Raw genomic sequence first — 21,010 nt, 5'->3', positions numbered from 1 at the left:
CTAAAAAGAGAAGAAAAATGTACGTAGCTCTAAAACACATACACTTAGTGACGATCGCTCTCAGCGCGACGCTACTATCGATCCGATTCGTGTTAATGATGATGAACTCACCGAAGCGAAATAATCGCTTTTTGAAAGTGTTTCCCCACATCGTTGATACTGCATTGCTCGTGTCAGGTATCGCGCTTATTTTCATTACGGGTTTCATCCCGTTTACCGATGCCGCACCGTGGTTAACAAACAAAATCACCTGCGTACTGGCGTACATTGCGCTTGGATTCTTCTCATTGAAACTTGCGAAAAACAACCTACTGAAGATATTTGGCTTTTTCGGCGCATTAGGTTGGTTGGTCATGGCTGCAAACATTGCTGTGTCTAAGAGCCCTACGTTATTTGGATAGACGTCATGTTAGAGTTTTTTGACGAAGATTTTGACAATATACCGTTGGTGGAAGGTGCGCTTGAGCTAAACAAAGCGATTAACCCAGAAACCAAAGTACATTGGGCGAAACAAGAGTTAGAGCGTCTTTACAAAGATGCAGAAGCCACGCTTGTTCATGAAACCGATGAAGAGCAACGATTTGATGCATTCCTACGACTGTTTTTCCACGAGTGGGGATTCAAAGGCGACGAGCAGGAATACTTTATTTCGGACAACAGCTTCATCGATAAAGTGTTGGAGCGCAGAAAAGGTATTCCTGTGAGCTTAGGTTCGATTTTGTTATACCTAGGCAAAAAGCTGGGGTTCCCGTTGAAGGGAGTTACTTTCCCTACTCAGTTCCTGTTAAAAGTCGACTGGATGCATAAGAAGCCAGACTACATCAACCCATTTAATGGTGAGTATGTAGGTGAAAGGATTCTTCAAGCTTGGCTTATTGGCCAAGAAGGACCGCTAGCTCAGCTAAAGCCTGAACATTTTGAGGAAGCTGACAACCCAACAATTATTGGTCGCTGGTTGGCGTTGATTAAAAGTGCGATGTTGCGTGAAGAGCATTATACGCTGGCATTACGTTGTACAAATCTTGCTCTAACATTTGTGCCAGATGACCCATACGAAATTCGTGACCGTGGTTTTATTTTCCAACAGCTAGAGTGCCCTCAAGTAGCGGTATCAGATTTTCAGTACTTTATTGACCAATGCCCTGACGATCCGGCTTCCGAGCTACTAAAATCACAAGTTAATGTGATGAGTGAAACGCACGTCACACTTCACTAATTTTATCGATGTGCCGAACGGTGGCGTATCGTGGACAGAAAAAGAGAATCAAAATGGAACAGAAAATCGTTAATATCGGCGACATTCAGGTTGCTAACGACAAGCCATTCACCCTATTTGCAGGTATGAACGTTCTTGAGTCTCGTGATCTTGCGATGCAGATCTGTGAGCACTACGTAAAAGTAACGGAAAAACTTGGTATTCCTTACGTATTTAAGGCGTCGTTTGACAAAGCAAACCGCAGTTCTGTTCATTCATACCGTGGTCCAGGTCTGGAAGAAGGTATGAAAATCTTTCAGGAGCTGAAAGACACTTTTGGTGTAAAGATCATCACGGACGTTCACACTGAAGCGCAAGCTCAACCTGTCGCTGACGTGGTAGACGTTATTCAGCTTCCTGCATTCCTAGCTCGTCAAACTGACCTTGTTGAAGCTATGGCTAAAACAGGTGCGGTTATCAACGTGAAGAAACCTCAATTTATGAGCCCTGGTCAAGTGGGTAACATCGTTGAGAAGTTCGCAGAATGCGGTAACGACAAGATCATCCTATGTGAGCGCGGTTCTTGCCACGGTTACGATAACCTAGTTGTAGACATGCTTGGTTTTGGTGTGATGAAAAATGCTTCGAAAGGTAGCCCAATCATCTTTGACGTAACGCACTCACTACAAATGCGTGACCCATCAGGCGCAGCATCTGGCGGCCGTCGTGAGCAGACAGTTGAGCTTGCAAAAGCGGGTCTAGCGACAGGCATCGCAGGTCTATTTATCGAAGCGCACCCAAACCCAGACCAAGCGCGTTGTGATGGCCCATCTGCACTGCCTCTAGACAAGTTAGAGCCATTCTTAGCACAAATGAAATCGCTTGATGATCTGATCAAGAGCTTTGCAGATATCGATATCAAGTAAACGCCAGATGACTGGTGGTAACAAATACTATAGCCAACCGAGTGTTGGCTATTTTTTTATCTGAAAAACTGTAAATTCTCAAACTTGTTACTGATGAATTTGTTATTGCTAAACAATGCATCATAATTATTAAATCAATGTGTTAGGGTGCACGTGGTTTTCAAATAGATCGAATGCTTAAAATGTGCGTCAGTAATCCCAATAAGAAAAAGGTAAATAAATGAATCAGCGTCTGATGATCAAAACTGTTTTGAGTGCCGCTATCTTGGCCTCGTTAGCTGGGTGTGCTACGCAACCTGCACCAGAATGGAATGCCGATACAACCTATAAATTGACCGTGTTGCACACTAACGATCATCATGGTCGCTTTTGGCAAAATCGATACGGTGAATATGGCATGGCGGCGCGTAAAACGTTAATCGATGATTTGCGCGAAGAAATACAGGATGAGGGGGGCAGCGTGTTACTGCTTTCTGGTGGTGACATCAACACAGGAGTACCTGAGTCTGATTTACAAGATGCCGAGCCGGATTTTAAAGGCATGAGCAAAATTGGTTACGATGCGATGGCTCTAGGTAATCATGAGTTTGATAATCCATTGGACGTGCTATTCAAGCAGCAAGAGTGGGCAAACTTTCCGATGTTGTCTGCCAATATTTACGATAAAAATACTGGCAAGCGTTTATTCCAACCATACGCGATGTTTAACAAGCAGGGCATTAAAATTGCGGTCATTGGTCTTACAACCGAAGACACAGCGAAACTTGGCAACCCTGAGTTCATTGAACAAATTGACTTCCGTGACCCAAAAGAAGAAGCCAAGAAGTTGATTGCAGAACTGAAAGAGACAGAGTATCCAGATCTGATTTTTGCTGTCACGCATATGGGACACTATGAAAATGGTAATAGAGGCATCAATGCTCCTGGCGATGTGGCGTTAGCTCGTTATTTGAATGACGGCGATCTCGACATGATCGTTGGAGGACACTCACAAGAACCTGTGTGCATGGAAGGTCCAAACGTTATCAAAAAGAACTTTAAACCAGGTGATGAATGTCAGCCCGATAAACAAAATGGTACCTTTATTGTTCAGGCACATGAGTGGGGGAAATATGTGGGACGCGCCGATTACGAGTTTCGTAATGGCGAACTCTCGATGGTGAGCTACGATCTAATCCCTGTAAACTTGAAAAAGAAAATTAAAGTTGATGGTCAGTCGCAACGAGTCTTGATCCAAGATGAGATTAAACAAGACGAAATGATGCTTGAGTTTCTTCGTCCTTATCAAGAAAAAGGTCAGGGCAAGCTAAACGTGAAGATTGCAGAATCTAACGGTAAGCTTGAGGGTGACCGCAATGTGGTTCGTTACCAGCAAACAAACTTAGGTCGATTAATTGCAACGGCTCACATGGAACGTGCGAAAGCAGATTTTGCTGTAATGAATTCTGGTGGTGTTCGAGATTCGATTGCTGCGGGTGATATTACTTATAAAGACGTGCTCACTGTTCAGCCATTTGGCAATATGGTTTCTTACGTTGATATGACGGGTAAAGAGGTATTAGATTATCTAAATGTCGTTGCAACTAAGCCTGTTGACTCTGGTGCTTATGCACAGTTTGCCGGCATTGCGATGAGTATCAATAATGGTGAGGTAACCAATGTGTTTATTGGTAATAAGCAACTTCGCTTAGATGGTAATTACCGCTTTACAGTACCAAGCTATAATGCTGCTGGTGGAGATGGTTACCCTAAAATCGACGATCATCCAGGGTATGTAAATACAGGTTTTACCGATGCTGAAGTTTTGAAGGATTATTTAGAAACACACAGCCCTATTGATGTTAATGAGTATGCCCCTTCAGGTGAAATCACGTATTTAGTTGATACGGCGATTGATCAGTAACCCAACAGAGAAAAAGCGATTGACTCAAACTCGCTGATATCATTAACTAAAAGCGCAGATCCAATTCAGTCTGCGCTTTTTGTTTTTATGAGGAGAATCTTGATGACTCCGGCCATTAATCTTGCGAAAAAGAAAAAAATTCCACACACGATTCATCAGTATGAGCATGACCCTAGAGCCGATAGTTATGGCTTGGAGGCTGCTGAAGTACTGGGGCAGGATCCGAAAACAGTATTTAAAACCTTGCTGTTCTGCTTGAACGGGGAGCCAAAGAACCTTGCGGTTGCGATTATCCCTGTTGATCAAAAGCTGAACCTAAAACTGGCGGCGAAAGCAGCGAAGGGCAAAAAGGCCGATATGGCTGATCCGGAAATCGCCCAAAAGACCACAGGTTATGTCGTTGGTGGAATTAGCCCACTAGGGCAGAAGAAAGCCTTACCTACTTTTTTGCACGAAAGCGCAGCAGAGCAAGACAAAATCTGTGTGAGTGCTGGTAAACGTGGTTTAGAAATTGAGTTAGCCCCGAGAGATTTGCTGAGCTTAACTCGTGGTCAGTTTGCACCTCTTTGTTTGTAAACTCATGACAAATAAAAAGGACGCTCATGAGCGTCCTTTTTTGATCTTGCCTGTCAGTGAAGCGTTACTTCTTCAGACTCAATGTACCACCAGTGCGTTTAGCTGGTTTGCTTGGTTTCGCGGCATTTGGGTTCATGTAATGCTGCTTAGGCTTACTCAGTGATTGAGGCTTGTTTGCTGAATGCGTATTGCTCGATGCATCTGGTTTACGGTGCGATTTACCATGCTCGCCTTGCGGTCTGCTGCGTTCACCTTGTGATTTCGCTTTGTAATGTTCTTTAGCTGGACGTCCGCCTTCATCATCACGCTGACGACGCTTTTGTTGACCTTTTTTCGAGTTTGGTGCATGACGGAATTCATCAGCATTGTTACCGCGGAAAGTTCGTGTCTTCTGGTTACGACGAGCAGTAGAATCTTGGTTTTCTTCACGGCTATCAAACAGCTTCGCGTCGGTCGCTTTACGAATGTTGCGACCTCTAGAGTCTGTTTTTGATGCTTCTTCTGTACCTACCGAGCCTTCACACATTGCTAGGATCTCTGCCACTTCTTCGTCACTTAGATAACGCCATTTCCCATTGGGAATACCATCAAGAGAGATATTCATGATGCGTACGCGACGCAGCTTGAATACTTCATAGCCCAGCGCTTCACACATGCGACGGATCTGACGGTTAAGTCCTTGAGTGAGCACAATACGGAAAGAGAATTTAGTTTCTTTCGTTACCTTACAAGGTAGGGTGACTGTGTCGAGAATCTTAACGCCACTCGACATCTGTTTGAGAAACTCGCCTGTAATTGGCTTGTCCACGCGTACGACGTACTCTTTTTCGTGGCTGTTGCCTGCGCGAAGGATTTTGTTCACGATGTCGCCATCGTTGGTCAAAAAGATCAGACCATCAGAGGGTTTGTCTAAGCGGCCGATCGGAAAGATACGTTTTTGGTGGCCGATGAAATCAACGATGTTTCCAGGGACGTCTCTCTCAGTTGTACAGGTGATGCCTGTTGGTTTATTGAGAGCGATATAAATCGGCTTCTCTTTTGCTGCCACTGGCTTACCATCCACACAAACATCATCACCAGGTAGCACTTTTGTCCCCATTTCAGGTTTGTTGCCATTAATGGTGACACGGCCTTGCTCAATCAGTCTGTCTGCTTCACGGCGTGAGCAAAACCCCGTTTCACTGATGAATTTATTTAATCGTTTAGCGTTGTCTTGTGACATTTTTGTCTCCTAACGTTTCACAACGGCGAATGAAGCTCCCTTCCTCTAAGGGGAAGGAAGAATAAGGGCGGGCATTCTAGCATTAGGGTGAAATTTAGCCTAACCGTTTTTGGTGACGTTCGCGGGTTTCTAATTTCTTTTCCGCACTTTTTCTAAGTAGGACGTAAACGGCTCCAGTTCCACCGTGAAAGCGTTGCGCACTATGGACGCATTGGACTTCCTTTATTTGTCGTAGCCAACTGCTAACAAAGCTTTTCATCATTGCAGGTGGATTTGAGCGTTCTCCTCGACCATGGACGATAACGACGGTTCTAATGTCCATTGATAGGCATTGCTTTAAAAACGTCACGACTTCATCACGTGCTTCTTTCAATGTTTTACGGTGCAAATCCAAGCGAGCTTGGATTGGATACTTACCAAGGCGAAGTTTGCGGTAAACCCCGTCCTGTACACCATCACGTTTGAACTCAACAAAGTCCTCTGGCTTGAGCATTTCAGCGTGATCAAGTGATAGGTATTCTGGGTCATCTTCCGTTAACCAGATTGCTGCTTCGCGTTTTGCGAGCTGTGCTTCTGTTACTTGGTGTACTTTTTTGTGTTCGGTGGTGTCTTGAGTGATTGGCTTTACATCGCCCATCATCTGTTGAAATAGATCAAAATCGTCGTCGTGAGACATAGCAGTAATCTCATTAAGAACAGGGAAGAATAATAGGATTATATCAATGAGTGGTGCATTGAGATCAAATAAAAAACCGGAGTAGGCAAGTAACCGACTCCGGTGCAAAGCGTTTCTAGAGCTAAGCGAGATCTAGTGAGGAGATTTGTCGTTCATGATCTTGTATATGAAGAAACCGCCGTAAAATAACATCAGACCAATTGCCCCAAAAATTACTATCATTGACGATAGACCCACTGCATTACCAAATAGGAGATCAAGCCAAAAGTCCATACGTTTCCTCCAAGATGTTCCCGACAGGAATAAACTAAATGGCGGTGTCTTGTTGCACACTGATCTGGATCAATTATGTTGCTAAGGTTAATAAACTGTATTTTGTTGTGAGTTATCAGTCACATTTTACGTGCTAGTGTTCAGTTATTCATCAAACGAATTAAGACCTAAGGTTTTTTTGTAAAAAGCACTTGCGCCACAGTTCAGAATCCGTAATATACGCATTCGTTGACGGGGACAATTCCTCAGTTAAACATCTCGGTGAATAGCGCAGCTTGGTAGCGCATCTGGTTTGGGACCAGAGGGTCGGGGGTTCGAATCCCTCTTCACCGACCACTTTCAGAAATCCTGCTCAATGAGCAGGCTTTCGTCGTTTTAGCGGCAGCAAATTTGACTTTGATAGTAGCGAACCAAATGGGGTTCGCCTGAAGTTAGAATATGGCTCTTCATCGACACATATTGAGAAAAAGGCTCTACAGAAATGTAGAGCCTTTTTCGTATTTGGTGATATTTATTTGGAACCAGAGGATCGGGGTCTGGAATGCCAGTCCTCTGGAAGCCCAGTAGCGTCGAATCCCTACTTCACCGACCACTTTTAGAAAGCCTGCTCAATGAGCATGCTTTCGTCGTTTTTAGCGCTAGTAATTTTAGACTTCAATAGTATCGAATCAAATTGGGGTTCGCCTGATGTTCGAATGTGGCACTTCACCGACACGTATTGAGAGGAAGGCTCTACAGAAATGTAGGGCCTTTTCATTTTTTAGAGCGAGTAAATTTATTACTTGATGTCACACGAGATAGTATTGATAGGAGTTTCAGAAGTAGTGAAACAGACATAAGCGGTCTTTGGGTGATTTGGCCCAATCTTGACGTAACCCGCTTTTAAATCGTCTTCATCAAACGTTACTGAGTGAGATTTGCTTGTATTTCCATCATAGTAAACCGCTTCAAAGCCTTGGTTCATCATATGTGCAACGCGATTTCGAGTGTGGGCTGTTGAAAACGTGATGTTCGCGCAACGCATCATTGGTTTTTCGGTAATAAGAAATTGACCACTCTCTTTATCTAAAACACCGCCTTTTACTTCCGGAGTTATATCAATAGCTTGAAAAGCTTCTACGTTGCATGGCGGTTTAGCATAAGACAGCGAAGAAGTGAGCATAATTCCAATCGTGTATAGGAATAAATATTTAAATTTCATATGAGTTGTTTTGTATCCACTTAGCTTAACGGCGTTTTATAAGAAAGTTTGAATGAATTTTAAATGGTTGTATTTAAATAATTGTATTTAAATGGCATTTTTCAAACAATCACTAGATATCACAATTTGCTTGGCGCGTCTTACCCAGTGGTTTGATGTTAAACCCCCGATTTTTAAGCAGTTCAATCAGGTTATCTTTACCTACTAAATGCAAGCCACCAACAACAACGGTGTAGCGACCCGATTGTTGAGGTAGAACACTGCCAGTGTCGAGTTTTTTAGCCCAATCTCGATTACGCTCGTATAAAAAGGCTTGGTTAAACTCTTCTGTTGTATGATCGGTCAAAGAGGCTTCGACCAACATGCTACCATCACCACTCTTCCAACTCTCTATCAAGCATTGAACCAACTCTTCTCCGCCATCATATTCTTCAATTGACGAGAGGAGTATCTCTTTACCGCCTTCTGATTGACCTGCGATTAAATCGATTTGGAATTGCACGGACTCCAGTGGAATGACCGGGATTTGCTTTTTATCAGCGAGTCCTATTAAGTGCATGTCTACCCCTTTATCAGAGACATACCCCAGTTTGTTGACTAAAGCGAGTTGGATGGTGAATGCAGCCATCCAAGGTGGGGAATTTAGGAGTTGAGTTTCTGGCAAACCTAAATCTTGGGCAATTTCAATTAAGTGGCGGCGTTGCGCTCTGTCTAAAACATCTTTAGAAAGAATGGTTGTTTGTGGGTAAACCAAGCCTTCAGAATTCCTGACGTCTGCTTCAATAATCAACCCTGCGCTTTGGCTTAAATGCTGGATGACCGTTCTAGGGAGTGGGTACATCGTTTTATCCCCCACATGTACCGAGCCAATAATCATAAGTTCGGTTTCCCCTTTTTTCGCTAACCAATGCTGTGGCTCTGCATAAGAGGAAAAAGGAGTCAAAGTAACAAGTAGGGATGATATGAGCGTCAAGAGACGAAACATAGAATGGTCCTCAGATAAGATACCTTTAAACTTTATACGCAAAATAGCGTGAGGTTAAGTGCAATTTCTCCAGTGGGGTATTCGACAAAATCGTCATTTCTAAAAATATTGACGAGTTTTGACGACGAATAAATGAGAGTCACTTCACGAAAGGTAAATAGGTAATTCGCTTACTAATGGTTCACAAAATAATTAGGCGTGATCCAAATCTTACAAAATCAGTCGTAACTCATGAATATAAGTGACCTAGATCGCAGCAAACTCGTCAAAACAAGTTGTTCGATTTTGACGTGTATTGTAACTCCATGAAAATTAGGTTTTTATTGTTTTTGCTGAGTGTCATTTTTTGAGCTGGATCACTTCCTATTTCTATTTATTTTACGCTTAGAAATAACAGGTTGTATGTTGAATGTAACGGTTAGGTACCTCGCATTTGAGGGGCCGAGATTTTTATCATTGTCGTTTTGAACCACTGACTTTTTTGGGGAAGTAAGATGTTTAAACCTAGTCTGATTGCTGTTTCTGTTATCACTACATTAGCAGGTTGCTCTGCGCTGCAAAGCTCTGAACAACAAGTTGTAAATTCGTTGGCTAATAATCTTGATATTCAATACCAAGTGTTGACTAACCACGGTGCAAACGAAGGTCTTGCTTGTCAGGACTTAGGGGCTGAGTGGGCGTCTTGTAACAAGGTAAACATGACGCTGGTTAACCAAGGTGAAGCGGTTGACTCAAGAGATTGGGCTATTTACTTCCATAGCATTCGTCTGATTCTGGATGTTGAAAACGAACAGTTTAAAATCTCTCGCGTAACGGGTGATCTACACAAACTAGAACCAACAGATAAGTTTGATGGTTTTGCTGCGGGTGAAGAGGTTGTGCTTCCTCTTGTTGCTGAATACTGGCAGCTATTTGAAACTGACTTCATGCCAGGCGCTTTCGTTGCTGCACCAAATGCAGAGCCTAAGATGATCGCTTCTCTTAACACAGAAGACGTTGCATCTTTCGTGACTGGCCTTGAGGGTAACAACCTAAAACGTACGCCAGATGACAACAACGTATTTGCGAGCGCTGTGTCTCGTTTCGAGAAGAACGAAGATCTAGCAAAACAAGACGTATCAACCACGTTACTACCAACGCCAATGTCTGTTGAAGCAGGTAAAGGTACGGTAGATATCGCGGCGGGTATTGCGCTGCCTAAAGACGCATTCGATGCGGCTCAATACGCAGCAATTCAAGGTCGTGCAGAAGTGGTAGGTGTGGATGTTCGTGGTGATCTTCCTGTAAGCATCACTGTTGTTCCTGCAGACTTCACCGGTGAATTGGCAAAATCTGGTGCTTACGAAATGAGCATCAAAGGCGACGGTATTGCGATTAAAGCGTTTGACCAAGCAGGTGCTTTCTACGCAGTACAATCTATCTTTGGCCTGGTAGATAGCCAAAATGCTGATTCTCTACCACAACTGTCTATTAAAGATGCGCCGCGTTTTGATTACCGTGGTGTGATGGTGGACGTGGCTCGTAACTTCCACTCTAAAGACGCGATTCTTGCAACGCTTGACCAAATGGCCGCGTACAAGATGAACAAACTACACCTTCACCTAACGGATGATGAAGGCTGGCGTTTAGAAATCCCGGGTCTGCCAGAGCTGACTGAAGTGGGTGCTAACCGTTGTTTCGATTTGGAAGAGAAAAGCTGTTTACTGCCTCAGCTTGGCTCAGGTGCAACGACAGACAACTTTGGTTCTGGCTTCTTCAGCAAAGCAGACTACGTGGACATCTTGAAGTACGCGAAAGCGCGTAACATCGAAGTGATTCCTGAAATCGATATGCCAGCACACGCTCGTGCAGCAGTGGTATCAATGGAAGCACGTTACGACCGTCTAATGGAAGAAGGTAAAGAAGCCGAAGCGAACGAGTACCGCCTGATGGATCCTCAAGATACATCGAACGTAACGACGGTTCAGTTCTACAACAAGCAAAGCTTCATCAACCCATGTATGGAATCTTCAACTCGCTTTGTTGATAAAGTGATTTCAGAAGTAGCAGCAATGCACCAAGAAGCGGGCACACCGCTAACAACATGGCACTTTGGTGGTGACGAAGCGAAGAACATCAAGCTAGGCGCTGGTCTGCAAGACATCAACGCAGAAGACAAAGTAAGCTGGAAGGGTAACATTGATTTGTCTAAGCAAGACAAGCCATTCGCACAGTCACCACAATGTCAGACGCTAATTGCAGACGGTACGGTAAGCGATTTTGCTCATCTACCAAGCCACTTTGCAGAAGAAGTGTCGAAGATGGTGGTAGAGAAAGGCATTCCAAACTTCCAAGCTTGGCAAGATGGCCTTAAGTACAGTGAAGGTGAGAAAGCGTTCGCAACAGAAAACACACGTGTTAACTTCTGGGACGTTCTTTACTGGGGTGGCACATCATCAGTGTACGAATGGTCTAAGAAAGGTTACGACGTTATCGTTTCTAACCCAGACTACGTGTACATGGACATGCCGTACGAAGTTGACCCGAAAGAGCGTGGTTACTACTGGGCGACGCGTGCAACAGATACTCGTAAGATGTTTGGTTTTGCACCAGAGAACATGCCTCAGAACGCAGAAACCTCTGTAGACCGCGATGGTAACGGCTTCACTGGTAAAGGTGAAATCAAAGCGAAACCTTTCTATGGTCTATCAGCACAGCTGTGGTCTGAGACAGTACGTAACGACGAGCAATACGAGTACATGGTATTCCCTCGCGTACTAGCAGCCGCTGAGCGTGCATGGCACCGTGCTGATTGGGAAAACGACTACAAAGTGGGTGTTGAATACTCGCAAAACTCTAACCTAGTAGACAAAGTCGCGCTAAACCAAGACTACAACCGCTTTGCGAACGTACTTGGCCAACGCGAACTGGCTAAGCTAGAAAAAGCGGGTATCGACTACCGCCTACCTGTACCAGGCGCGAAAGTTGAAGAGGGTAAACTGGCAATGAACGTTCAGTTCCCGGGTGTGAAGCTTCAATACTCTCTAGACGGCAAGAACTGGCTAACTTACGCAGATAATGCTCGTCCAAATGTGAAAGGTGAAGTGTTTATCCGTTCTGTGTCAGCAACCGGCGAGAAAGCAAGTCGAGTGACCAGCGTGAAATAACTCGATTCTTGTAAGTTAATTTTTTGGCAAAGCCTCAACATCATGTTGGGGCTTTCTTTATTTTTTGAGGAAATTAAGCGTGATCGATGTCTAATTATTTTTCATTGATAAATAAGTTTTTGGTTGCAATGGTCAAGGTTATTGTGAACTGGATCGACTTAATCTGCTAAATATCAATAAACAACCTGTTTATGATCACACTTCTATTTTTTGAATAATTTTATAAAAATACGATAAGTGCCTGTATTTCCCATGTTTTTATCAGGGTTGTTGAGCTTCGGTTTGAACAAGATCACTTTTTAAAATGTTTTATTTTCCATCGCGAATTAATTAAAACAATATTGCGAACGCCAAGGAGGCACATTCCAAAGTTTGCGATAAAAGGGAAGAGATGCCCTCTAAAACTATCGCATAACGTGAATAAATAAAGGCAGTAATTATGAAAAACATTTTTGCACTGAGTGCTCTTTCTCTCGCTTTCGCTTCTAGCGCTTTTGCTGGTTCTTCTTACGTAACAGGTAATGTTCAATTCCACGATGATGGTCGAATTCATGGTTCGGACGTTACGTCTACACTGGAAGCTGGTCATACTTTTGATAACCAATTCGGCGGCTTTACGGTTTACACCGAATTTGATGGTATTCAGTTGGGTAAACTGGAAACAGAAAACGGTGGCGCAGGTAACACAACACCAGCAATCACTGTGGGTGGTGAGCAGTCATTTAATATTACCGATCATTTATGGGTTGCCGCGGGTTACCAACACCTGTTCTCTGCTGGCGAGAATGTACAGTACCGTCCATTGGTTAAGATCGGTTACAACTTCGATAACGGCATCTCCTTAAGTAACCGTACTCGTGCGCACATTGATGCGACAGACGCAGATGCGGATACAGATTACCGCATGGACAACCGCATCGGTTACGTGATGAATGAGGATGTGACGCTAAGCTACAACAACGTCTACATGATTGAAGCGGAAACCATGGACCACGAGCTTCGTGCAACGTGGACTCGTAAAGGTGTTCAACCTTACTTTGAGTTCCGTAGTCAAGCACACGGTGCAGAAAACGCGAGTGGTGACAGCCTAGTGAATAACGCTTTTGTATTTGGTGCCTCTTACGGCTTCTAATTTTATATTTGTCTTAACTGTCCATTAAGAAAAAGCCCAGCGGTTTATCTCGCTGGGCTTTGTTTTTATTGGTCGTTGCCTTCGTGGTGGCTATATTCGAACACTTGGCCTTTTTCGTTAAAGGCGTAAACGGTATAGCTGTCTTTTTTGTCGCCATATTCCATACCAGGGGAGCCCATTGGCATGCCTGATACTGATAGGCCTTTTGCGTTACGTGGTGGATTTTTCAAAAACGCTTTAATGTCTTCGGCTGGAATGTGACCTTCAAACAGATAGCCGTTGATCTCTGCCGTGTGGCAAGAGTAAAGCTGTTCATTCTTGATGCCTAGATCGCGTTTGATGGCGTTCATGTCATCGTGCAATTTTTCTTCGACCGTAAAGCCGTTCTCTTCCATGTGTTTTGTCCATTCTCCACAACAGCCACAGTATGGTGATTTATGGTTAATGACATCGGCTGCCAATACGTTGGCGGACACGGTCGCAAGCATTGCAAAGGTCAATAGTTTCAACTTCATAATACCCTCAAAAAGAAGTGGTTATTTTACTGAAAACAGTCGTAGTCGATTTGCATTACTAACGACAGTAATTGAAGACAGTGCCATTGCCGCTCCTGCGACAACAGGACTGAGCAAAAATCCAAACGCTGGATAAAGCACACCAGCGGCAACTGGAATACCCAACGAGTTGTAAACAAAGGCACCAAATAGGTTTTGCTTCATGTTCTTAAGTGTAGCGCGAGAGAGTTCAATCGCATGTACTACCGCCATTGGTGACGTGTTCAGGATGGTCATTTGCGAACTTTCAATGGCGACATCACTGCCGCTACCCATAGCAATACCGAGGTTGGATAACGCGAGAGCAGGGGCGTCGTTAATGCCATCCCCCACCATTGCCACGACATGTCCTTGAGATTGAAGTTGCTCAATGTGCTGAGCTTTCTCATCTGGCATTACTTGGGCAATCACTTCATCAATACCAAGTTCTTGGCCGATAGCATTGGCAACGTGTTGGTTATCGCCCGTCAGCATTACCGTTTTGATGCCTTGCGATTTTAATGCAGAGAGCGCTTGTTTCGCATCTGATTTGATCGGGTCGGCAATGGCGATCAGGCCGATCAGTTCGCCGTTCAATGCCACAGCTACCGGAGTCCACGCATTTTTTGCGCATTCATCGATGGCAGGTTTTAGTGCGCTAGTCTCGACGTTCTCTGCTTGCATAAATTGAAGCGAACCAATGAGCAGCGGTTTATCTTGATACGTCGCCCAAATGCCGCGCCCGCGAACGTTCTCAAACTTGTCTAATGAGACACCCTTTGCGTCGTGTCGTTTGGCGTAATCACATACCGCTTTTGCCAGTGGGTGCTCAGACTGACGCTCTGCCGCATACGCTAAAGCCAATAGATCTTCTTGGCTGGTGGCGTGAGTAAACACTTGCTGAACGCTAGGTTTACCTTGGGTAAGCGTGCCAGTTTTGTCGAATACAACCGTGTCGACTTTGCTTGCCAATTGAAGGGCGTCGGCGTCTTTGATCAGAATGCCGAGCTCTGCGGCTTTACCCACTCCCACCGTGACAGAAAGTGGGGTTGCTAAGCCTAGAGCGCAAGGGCATGCGATGATCAGGACGGTTGTGGTGACCACCAGCATATAACTCGCTTTTGGCTCTGGGCCAACGGCAAACCAAACGAGCGCGGCCAGTATTGCTATGCCAACAACGACAGGGACAAACACCGATGAAATCTGGTCTGCCAGTTTCGCGATGGCTGGCTTACTGCTTTGCGCTGTGCGCACCATGCGGATGATACGAGCCAGCATGGTATTTGCGCCAATGCCCGTTGCCTCAATGACTAATCCACCATCGGTATTTAATGTCCCAGCAGACACTTGAGCCTCTTGCGCTTTTAACACTGGTACTGGTTCACCAGTGAGCATCGACTCATCAATGTATGATTCACCTTGAATCACAACACCATCAACAGGCACTTTCTCGCCTGGTTTGATACGCAGTTTCATGCCTAGCGTGATTTGCTCAACCGTTATTTGTTGATCGCCTTGTTCCGTGATTACCGTAGCTTGCTGAGGTTGCAGGTTAATCAGAGCTTGCAATGAGCGTGTTGTGTTTGCTTTGGCTTTTGCTTCTATATAGTGACCAAGAGAAATTAAGCCGATGATCATTGCACTCGCTTCAAAGTACACGTGGCGTGAAGCAAGAGGGAACCAGCCTGGGAAAATCACCACAAGCATCGAATAGAACCACGCTGCGCCAGTACCGAGCGCGACTAACGTGTCCATGGTGGCGCGCTTGTGAGTAGCAGCTAACCAAGCGTTACTGAAGAAGTGTTTCCCTGCTGTGGCAAGAAGGAGTAAACATACGATACCGATCACTCCCCAAGCTAATTGGTCGTTGGTGTTGCGAATCATCATATTGCCGCCAGCAACGCCCCAAATCATTAAAGGGGCTCCGACGACAAGGCCAGCAATAGCATCCAGTTTAAAGCGTTTTTGTTGCTGACGTTGTTGCTGTGCTTGCTTTTCTTGCTGGGTTGCGGCGTCTTGTAGGATCTCTGCTTGGTAACCGGCTTGTTTTACCGATTCAACAATTGCGTTAAGGAGGTCATCAGAGTCTTGGCTTGCGAATACTAGTGCGCTTTGTTCTGCAAGGTTGACCTGTGCTTTCTCAACACCTTCCACGTTAGTAAGTGCTTTCTCTACTGAAGATACGCAACTCGCACACGTCATGCCTTGAATCAGCATTTGCAATTGAATACTCGCTGGTGGCACCTGCGTATCTTTAATATTGCTTTGCTGTTCTACCTGTTCGGTCTCTGGTGAGCTTTCGTTCTCTACTTCAACAGAATCAAGGTTGGCGGTATAGCCGAGTGTTGCTATTAAGTCGATCACTTGTTGCTCGGAGAGGAGGGTACGAATCTCTAAGTGCGTTGTTGAAGCCTCAAAAGAAATAACGTCTTGATTAGATTCTAATAAAGATGAAAGTTTTTTGACGCAACCGCCACAGCTTAAGCCTGAAAGGTTTAGTTCGTAGTGATTTCCTGCTTGGTAACCAAGAGATTCAATCGACGAGACGAGCTCTTTAAGAGAAGACTCGGTTTTGACCTCTACTTGCGTCGGGGACAAATTGAGGATCTCCACATCGTGATTCGCATGTAAAGCATTCTCAACTTTTCTCGCACAGCCCATGCAGTTGAGCCCTGATAAAGGTATAACTAACTGATACATAATCTGCACCTCAATAGTAGTGATGCTATGAGCTTAAACCTTCCTGCAAGGGTAAGGTCAATACCCATTTGCTACTCACAACAATTTCGTCAAAATCTCTCGAATCCCACAAGTGCACGGTCATTTTACTTGCGAGTGATCTCAAGGTTTTTTCTCTTTGAATATAAAGTTCCGTTAAAACACCTAAAAGATGAATGAAGTCGCTCACGTTTTTTAGATGCTCTCAATGTCAGTTCAGTGTCAAAACGTACTTTTAACGTTTTTTATTTTTTATATTTGATTTTAACTAATTGTTTTTTATTGATTTATTTTATTTTTGATCTTCTCATTTTGAAGTCGCTCAGATTGCTGTAGGGAAAGTTTTTTAGTGCGAAAAAAGTTTGTCATATTTGCCCCGTCCAAACACTGTTTCAAGTTCCTGCCATGTCCTAGTTAGTGAATTTGAAAATGGAAAAAACTAAAAATATAGGGGTTTATAATGTCTTACCTAAAGAAAAGCCTACTTGCCACGGCAATTACCGGCATGATGTTCAGTGGTGCTGCATTTGCTGATGGTGCAAACAGTGACGCAGCAAAAGAGTTTCTAACCAAAGATTCATTTTCTTATGAAGTTTACGGAATCATCGCGATGCAGGCCGCGTACCGCGATTACGATTCTGGCAGCAAAGCAACGGACGAAGATTTGGGTGGCATGCAGCTAAACAACGAGTCTCGTATTGGTTTCCGTGGTAAAAAACAATTTGCTAACTTCGACCCTACTTTTATTTGGCAAATCGAAGGCGGTTATGTAGACCCTAGCTTTGGTGGCGAGGGCGCAGGTCTTGGTGAACGTGACACATTCGTCGGTTTTGAAAGTGCATCTTGGGGGCAAATTCGCCTGGGTCGCGTTTTGACACCTATGTACGAATTGGTTGACTGGCCAGCATCTAACCCTGGCCTCGGCGATGTATACGACTGGGGTGGTGCTATTGGTGGCGCCAAGTACCAAGACCGTCAATCAAACACTATCCGCTGGGACTCTCCAATGTTTGCTGACAAATTCTCCCTAGATATCGCAGCTGGTGCAGGTGATAAAGCAGGTCTAGGTGAAGGGGATGACTACTGGGGTGGTATCGCAGCACACTACAAAATTGGTCCTATCCAGTTAGATGCGGCATATGAAGGTAACCGTAATATCAAGATGGAAAGCCAAACGTGGGAAAACAACACGTACTTGGTAGGGGCACAAGGCTGGTTTGATAACGGGATCTCTTTCTTTGCGCAATACAAATACATGGAAGCGGACGCAAGCAATGGTGTGAGTGAAAAGCAAGATGCAATGTCTGCCGCTATCATGTACACCACGGGTGATTGGCAATACAAACTGGCTTACGCCGCTAACTTTGATCTAGAGCGTGATGGTAAGAAAATTAACGATACAGCGGACGATGTGTTATCAGCACAAGTTATGTATTTCGTAGACCCATCGGCAGTGCTGTACGTACGTGCTCGTACTCTAGACTTTGGCGACGGTGCGTCTCAATTAGATAAACCAACAGAAGCACGTTGGAAGTCTGCTGACTACGACGAGTTCTCTGTAGGTGTTGAATACTACTTCTAATTAAAGAAGCAGCTAAAAGGGCGGAAACGCCCTTTTTATCTTGATACTTATTCAAATAAGCCTTTGAAATGACTGGCCTGTAAATTTTAGAGGCTTATCTAAATTGGTATAAAGTGAGAAACCATGATGAAAAAAACAACGACACTTCTCGGACTTTGCGCAATGCTTTCGGCGCCAGCTTTTGCTGCTCAACTCACTCTGCAATCTGAATTAGTTCCTCGCGTTCTCAACGGCGAGTTCGTCTACCCTGAGTGGATATCCAAGAACAACAGCATCGAGTTAAAAGATGGGGAAAACCAATTAGCGGTAACGGTTGGACAAATCGTATTTGAAGATGGAAAGCGCCGTAAATTCGATTCGCAGCCGCTGGTATTAGAGTTTGATGCAGAAAAAGACACCGAGCTTTCTCTGACTTATCAAACATTCCGTACTATTGAAGAGGCGAGAGCCTTCGAACTCGATCCTAAAGTGGTATTGAAAGACAAAAACGGAAAAGAAGTGGCATTCTCTATGGTTCAACTTCGTAAAGGTGGTTTGCAAGGTTTTCGTGATTACGAACGAGAAGTTGCCGACTATAATAACGCAATGAATAAAGAATCGACTAAGGCAAGCATTGCGTCTTCTCCAGCGGAAACCAAAACAATCAAAGCATCGTTTAATGAATTGAGCCGTGAAGAGCAGCAAGAATTTATGCAATGGGCAATGCGTAACCTGAAGTAATTTCGTCTCGTGCTTTAACAGTAAATAGCAGGGCTGTGCCTTTTTGGTTCTGCCCTGTTTTTATTTCTGTTGTCAAACCGATTGTAGAATTGACTTACGGTGGTAAAATGTCGCCACTTTTATCCTTGACATTACAACGAGAGATCTCTCGTTGCTCATTACCCCTAAGGAACTCAAATGACGGTTAAAACTCGTTTTGCTCCTAGCCCAACTGGCTATCTACACGTTGGTGGTGCGCGTACTGCACTTTACTCTTGGCTATACGCTAAAAACCAAGGTGGTGAATTCGTTCTACGTATCGAAGATACAGACCTTGAGCGTAACTCTCAGGAAGCGGTTGATGCAATTCTTGAAGGCATGGAATGGCTAGGCTTGGAGTGGGATGAAGGTCCTTACTACCAAACTCAACGTTTTGACCGTTACAACGAAATGGTTGATAAGCTTCTTGCTGAAGACAAAGCTTACAAATGTTACGCGTCTAAAGAGCTGCTAGATGAAATCCGTGCAGAGCAAGAAGCAAATAAAGAAATGCCTCGCTACGATGCTAACCATCCAAAAATCAAAGCAGCAAACGAAGCGGCAAAAGATGGTGATCCATGTGTTATCCGTTTCCGTAACCCGAAAGAAGGCAGCGTAGTATTTGATGATCAAATCCGTGGTCGCATTGAAATCCGCAACGATCAAATGGATGACCTAATCATTCGTCGTACAGACGGTTCACCTACTTACAACTTCTGTGTAGTAGTGGATGACTGGGACATGGGTATCACTCACGTTGTTCGTGGCGAAGACCACATCAACAACACCCCTCGTCAAATCAACATCTACGAAGCACTAGGTGCGCCAGTACCTACATTTGCACACTGTGCAATGATCCTGGGTGATGACGGCGCGAAACTGTCTAAACGTCACGGCGCTGTATCAGTCATGCAATACCGCGATATGGGCTACCTGCCTGCGGCACTAAACAACTACCTAGTGCGCCTTGGTTGGTCTCATGGTGACCAAGAAATCTTCTCTCAAGAAGAGATGATCAATCTATTTAGCCTAAACGCAGTATCTAAGTCAGCGTCTGCTTTTAACACTGACAAACTGCAATGGTTGAACAACCACTACATCAAGAACTCAGATCCTGCGTACGTTGCTGAGCATCTACAATGGCATCTAGACCAACAAAAACTAGACGTAACGAATGGTCCTGCTATTACTGACGTGATCAAGCTGGTGGGTGAGCGTTGCAACACACTAGTTGAGCTAGCTGAGCAAATCCGTTACTTCTATGAAGATTTCTCTGAGTTTGAAGCGGGCGCAGCGAAGAAACACCTACGTGGCGTGGCTAAAGAGCCTCTAGAACTTGCATTAGCGAAAGTGGAAGCACTAACTGAGTGGACGACAGCGAACATCAAAGATGGCGTTATCGCAGCAGTATGTGAAGAGTTGGAAATCGGCATGGGCAAAATCGGTATGCCATTACGTGTTGCTGTAACAGGAGGCGGTCAGTCTCCTTCTGTCGATGCAGTAATGGAGCTGGTTGGAAAAGAGCGTTGTATTGCTCGCATTAAGATGGCGCTTGAGTTCATTGCTGAGCGTGAAGCAAACGCATAATTGCTTTGAACTGAACGTTCTTTTGAATAAATAGTCACAAAGCCGCGGTGAGCAACCGCGGCTTTTTTGTATCTTCAATTTAGATAACGAGAAACTTTCTCTCATATTGGTGAATGAAGAGATGGTTTCACCTGTAATTTACCTCAATATGGATAAGATTTTTTAATCCAAATATCGTTGGCATGAATAAAAAACGAGCGATTATATATCAAGTATCTGATTGATTTTTATCCATGTTCCTTAAAGTTCCATTTTGTTTGTCTCATTTTTAAGAAAAACCTTTGCTTTAGCTATGTTGTTTCAAAAAATAAAGCAAACGTTTGCGTCGTGATTGCGTGGGGATTTTTTTGCTTAAGATCACATGTTGTCGAGATTTTTGATGACAATAAATTGACAGAATTGGGATTTTTCTCGCGATTTCTTAGCGTTATAGTTCATCCCGTCAGCGATACCGAGATGGCGATATGTATCACTGAACAGGAAATGTACGTAAGTTGCTTCCATAAAAAAAATGCATGTGCATAAAAAGAAGCTGACTAAGTATCTCACTCAAGGAATGAATAAAAAGAATTGAAATACAACGTCAGTCAGACGGCGCATTTCGGCATCTAACAAAA

Annotated in this window: 17 protein-coding genes and 1 tRNA gene; 11 read left to right on the top strand and 7 right to left on the bottom strand. The window is 44.2% G+C overall.

Translation table 11 applies throughout. The features are described 5' to 3' along the window. Positions 1 to 17 precede the first annotated feature (17 nt). The 5 genes from R7093_RS15430 to ybaK all read left to right on the top strand — a co-directional run bounded on the left by R7093_RS15430 (position 18) and on the right by ybaK (position 4,600). A complete protein-coding gene (locus tag R7093_RS15430) occupies positions 18 to 401 on the top strand; it encodes a SirB2 family protein (RefSeq protein ID WP_005382225.1) in 384 nt (127 codons plus the stop codon). Positions 402 to 406: 5 nt separating this feature from the next. After that, positions 407 to 1,216: a SirB1 family protein gene (locus tag R7093_RS15425; RefSeq protein ID WP_005384098.1), complete on the top strand. Its 810-nt coding sequence runs from the start codon at positions 407 to 409 to the stop codon at positions 1,214 to 1,216. A gap of 53 nt (positions 1,217 to 1,269) precedes the next feature. Continuing rightward, positions 1,270 to 2,121, top strand: a complete 852-nt coding sequence (gene kdsA, locus R7093_RS15420; RefSeq protein ID WP_005384095.1) for a 3-deoxy-8-phosphooctulonate synthase — start codon at positions 1,270 to 1,272, stop codon at positions 2,119 to 2,121. A gap of 220 nt (positions 2,122 to 2,341) precedes the next feature. After that, positions 2,342 to 4,024, top strand: coding sequence for a bifunctional UDP-sugar hydrolase/5'-nucleotidase UshA (gene ushA / locus R7093_RS15415; protein WP_213901875.1), 1,683 nt, complete (start codon positions 2,342 to 2,344; stop codon positions 4,022 to 4,024). A gap of 102 nt (positions 4,025 to 4,126) precedes the next feature. Then, positions 4,127 to 4,600: a Cys-tRNA(Pro) deacylase gene (gene ybaK, locus R7093_RS15410; RefSeq protein WP_005384092.1), complete on the top strand. Its 474-nt coding sequence runs from the start codon at positions 4,127 to 4,129 to the stop codon at positions 4,598 to 4,600. A 64-nt stretch (positions 4,601 to 4,664) separates the two neighbouring features. On the opposite strand, the gene rluF is transcribed toward ybaK, so the two are convergent. The 3 genes from rluF to R7093_RS15395 form a co-directional block, all read right to left on the bottom strand. After that, complete coding sequence (gene rluF, locus R7093_RS15405) at positions 4,665 to 5,822, bottom strand: 23S rRNA pseudouridine(2604) synthase RluF (protein WP_017634839.1); 1,158 nt, start codon at positions 5,820 to 5,822, stop codon at positions 4,665 to 4,667. Positions 5,823 to 5,916: 94 nt separating this feature from the next. Next, the gene (smrA, locus tag R7093_RS15400; protein WP_005382233.1) at positions 5,917 to 6,498 is read right to left on the bottom strand and encodes a DNA endonuclease SmrA; all 582 of its coding nucleotides are present in this window, start codon (positions 6,496 to 6,498) and stop codon (positions 5,917 to 5,919) included. Positions 6,499 to 6,630: 132 nt separating this feature from the next. Then, positions 6,631 to 6,771, bottom strand: coding sequence for a DUF3149 domain-containing protein (locus R7093_RS15395; RefSeq protein ID WP_005382236.1), 141 nt, complete (start codon positions 6,769 to 6,771; stop codon positions 6,631 to 6,633). 259 nt (positions 6,772 to 7,030) lie between these two features. Here R7093_RS15395 and R7093_RS15390 point away from each other — a divergent pair. Then, positions 7,031 to 7,107, top strand: a tRNA-Pro gene (locus tag R7093_RS15390). Between the two features lie 442 nt (positions 7,108 to 7,549). On the opposite strand, the gene R7093_RS15385 is transcribed toward R7093_RS15390, so the two are convergent. Both R7093_RS15385 and R7093_RS15380 read right to left on the bottom strand, forming a co-directional pair. Beyond that, positions 7,550 to 7,933, bottom strand: a complete 384-nt coding sequence (locus tag R7093_RS15385; RefSeq protein ID WP_005384085.1) for a hypothetical protein — start codon at positions 7,931 to 7,933, stop codon at positions 7,550 to 7,552. Positions 7,934 to 8,084: 151 nt separating this feature from the next. After that, positions 8,085 to 8,957 (bottom strand): TraB/GumN family protein, encoded by an 873-nt coding sequence (locus R7093_RS15380; protein WP_005382001.1) that lies wholly within the window; start codon positions 8,955 to 8,957, stop codon positions 8,085 to 8,087. A 494-nt stretch (positions 8,958 to 9,451) separates the two neighbouring features. Between R7093_RS15380 and R7093_RS15375 the strand changes: the two genes are divergently transcribed. Together R7093_RS15375 and R7093_RS15370 are read left to right on the top strand one after the other, a co-directional pair. Beyond that, on the top strand, positions 9,452 to 12,103 hold the full coding sequence (locus R7093_RS15375; protein WP_318146728.1) for a beta-N-acetylhexosaminidase: 2,652 nt from the start codon (positions 9,452 to 9,454) through the stop codon (positions 12,101 to 12,103). A 439-nt stretch (positions 12,104 to 12,542) separates the two neighbouring features. Then, positions 12,543 to 13,235, top strand: coding sequence for an oligogalacturonate-specific porin KdgM family protein (locus tag R7093_RS15370; RefSeq protein ID WP_005382004.1), 693 nt, complete (start codon positions 12,543 to 12,545; stop codon positions 13,233 to 13,235). Between the two features lie 65 nt (positions 13,236 to 13,300). Here the strand turns inward: R7093_RS15370 and R7093_RS15365 are convergent, their stop codons facing one another. Together R7093_RS15365 and R7093_RS15360 are read right to left on the bottom strand one after the other, a co-directional pair. Next, the gene (locus R7093_RS15365; RefSeq protein ID WP_258626387.1) at positions 13,301 to 13,750 is read right to left on the bottom strand and encodes a DUF411 domain-containing protein; all 450 of its coding nucleotides are present in this window, start codon (positions 13,748 to 13,750) and stop codon (positions 13,301 to 13,303) included. A gap of 21 nt (positions 13,751 to 13,771) precedes the next feature. After that, positions 13,772 to 16,468: a copper-translocating P-type ATPase gene (locus R7093_RS15360; RefSeq protein WP_318146727.1), complete on the bottom strand. Its 2,697-nt coding sequence runs from the start codon at positions 16,466 to 16,468 to the stop codon at positions 13,772 to 13,774. A 478-nt stretch (positions 16,469 to 16,946) separates the two neighbouring features. On the opposite strand from R7093_RS15360, the gene chiP reads away from it, so the two are divergent. The 3 genes from chiP to gltX all read left to right on the top strand — a co-directional run bounded on the left by chiP (position 16,947) and on the right by gltX (position 20,393). Next, positions 16,947 to 18,068: a chitoporin gene (chiP, locus tag R7093_RS15355; RefSeq protein ID WP_318146726.1), complete on the top strand. Its 1,122-nt coding sequence runs from the start codon at positions 16,947 to 16,949 to the stop codon at positions 18,066 to 18,068. A 123-nt stretch (positions 18,069 to 18,191) separates the two neighbouring features. Then, positions 18,192 to 18,788, top strand: a complete 597-nt coding sequence (locus tag R7093_RS15350) for a DUF2057 domain-containing protein (RefSeq protein WP_005382008.1) — start codon at positions 18,192 to 18,194, stop codon at positions 18,786 to 18,788. Positions 18,789 to 18,965: 177 nt separating this feature from the next. Next, positions 18,966 to 20,393 carry a glutamate--tRNA ligase gene (gene gltX / locus R7093_RS15345; RefSeq protein ID WP_005384075.1) on the top strand — a complete coding sequence of 476 codons (1,428 nt, stop codon included), beginning with the start codon at positions 18,966 to 18,968 and terminating at the stop codon, positions 20,391 to 20,393. The last annotated feature ends 617 nt before the right edge of the window (positions 20,394 to 21,010 follow it).

The sequence above is a fragment of the Vibrio sp. 1580 genome (assembly GCF_033340055.1).
The sequence above is the reverse complement of the archived record's forward strand: the minus strand, read 5'-3'. Positions and strand labels throughout refer to the sequence as shown.

Bases quoted from the DNA above. Each gene is read 5' to 3' on its own strand.
- R7093_RS15430 (WP_005382225.1), top strand. From the start codon at position 18: ATGTACGTAGCTCTAAAACACATACACTTAGTGACGATCGCTCTCAGC.
- R7093_RS15425 (WP_005384098.1), top strand. From the start codon at position 407: ATGTTAGAGTTTTTTGACGAAGATTTTGACAATATACCGTTGGTGGAA.
- kdsA (WP_005384095.1), top strand. From the start codon at position 1,270: ATGGAACAGAAAATCGTTAATATCGGCGACATTCAGGTTGCTAACGAC.
- ushA (WP_213901875.1), top strand. From the start codon at position 2,342: ATGAATCAGCGTCTGATGATCAAAACTGTTTTGAGTGCCGCTATCTTG.
- ybaK (WP_005384092.1), top strand. From the start codon at position 4,127: ATGACTCCGGCCATTAATCTTGCGAAAAAGAAAAAAATTCCACACACG.
- rluF (WP_017634839.1), bottom strand. From the start codon at position 5,822: ATGTCACAAGACAACGCTAAACGATTAAATAAATTCATCAGTGAAACG.
- smrA (WP_005382233.1), bottom strand. From the start codon at position 6,498: ATGTCTCACGACGACGATTTTGATCTATTTCAACAGATGATGGGCGAT.
- R7093_RS15395 (WP_005382236.1), bottom strand. From the start codon at position 6,771: ATGGACTTTTGGCTTGATCTCCTATTTGGTAATGCAGTGGGTCTATCG.
- R7093_RS15385 (WP_005384085.1), bottom strand. From the start codon at position 7,933: ATGCTCACTTCTTCGCTGTCTTATGCTAAACCGCCATGCAACGTAGAA.
- R7093_RS15380 (WP_005382001.1), bottom strand. From the start codon at position 8,957: ATGTTTCGTCTCTTGACGCTCATATCATCCCTACTTGTTACTTTGACT.
- R7093_RS15375 (WP_318146728.1), top strand. From the start codon at position 9,452: ATGTTTAAACCTAGTCTGATTGCTGTTTCTGTTATCACTACATTAGCA.
- R7093_RS15370 (WP_005382004.1), top strand. From the start codon at position 12,543: ATGAAAAACATTTTTGCACTGAGTGCTCTTTCTCTCGCTTTCGCTTCT.
- R7093_RS15365 (WP_258626387.1), bottom strand. From the start codon at position 13,750: ATGAAGTTGAAACTATTGACCTTTGCAATGCTTGCGACCGTGTCCGCC.
- R7093_RS15360 (WP_318146727.1), bottom strand. From the start codon at position 16,468: ATGTATCAGTTAGTTATACCTTTATCAGGGCTCAACTGCATGGGCTGT.
- chiP (WP_318146726.1), top strand. From the start codon at position 16,947: ATGTCTTACCTAAAGAAAAGCCTACTTGCCACGGCAATTACCGGCATG.
- R7093_RS15350 (WP_005382008.1), top strand. From the start codon at position 18,192: ATGATGAAAAAAACAACGACACTTCTCGGACTTTGCGCAATGCTTTCG.
- gltX (WP_005384075.1), top strand. From the start codon at position 18,966: ATGACGGTTAAAACTCGTTTTGCTCCTAGCCCAACTGGCTATCTACAC.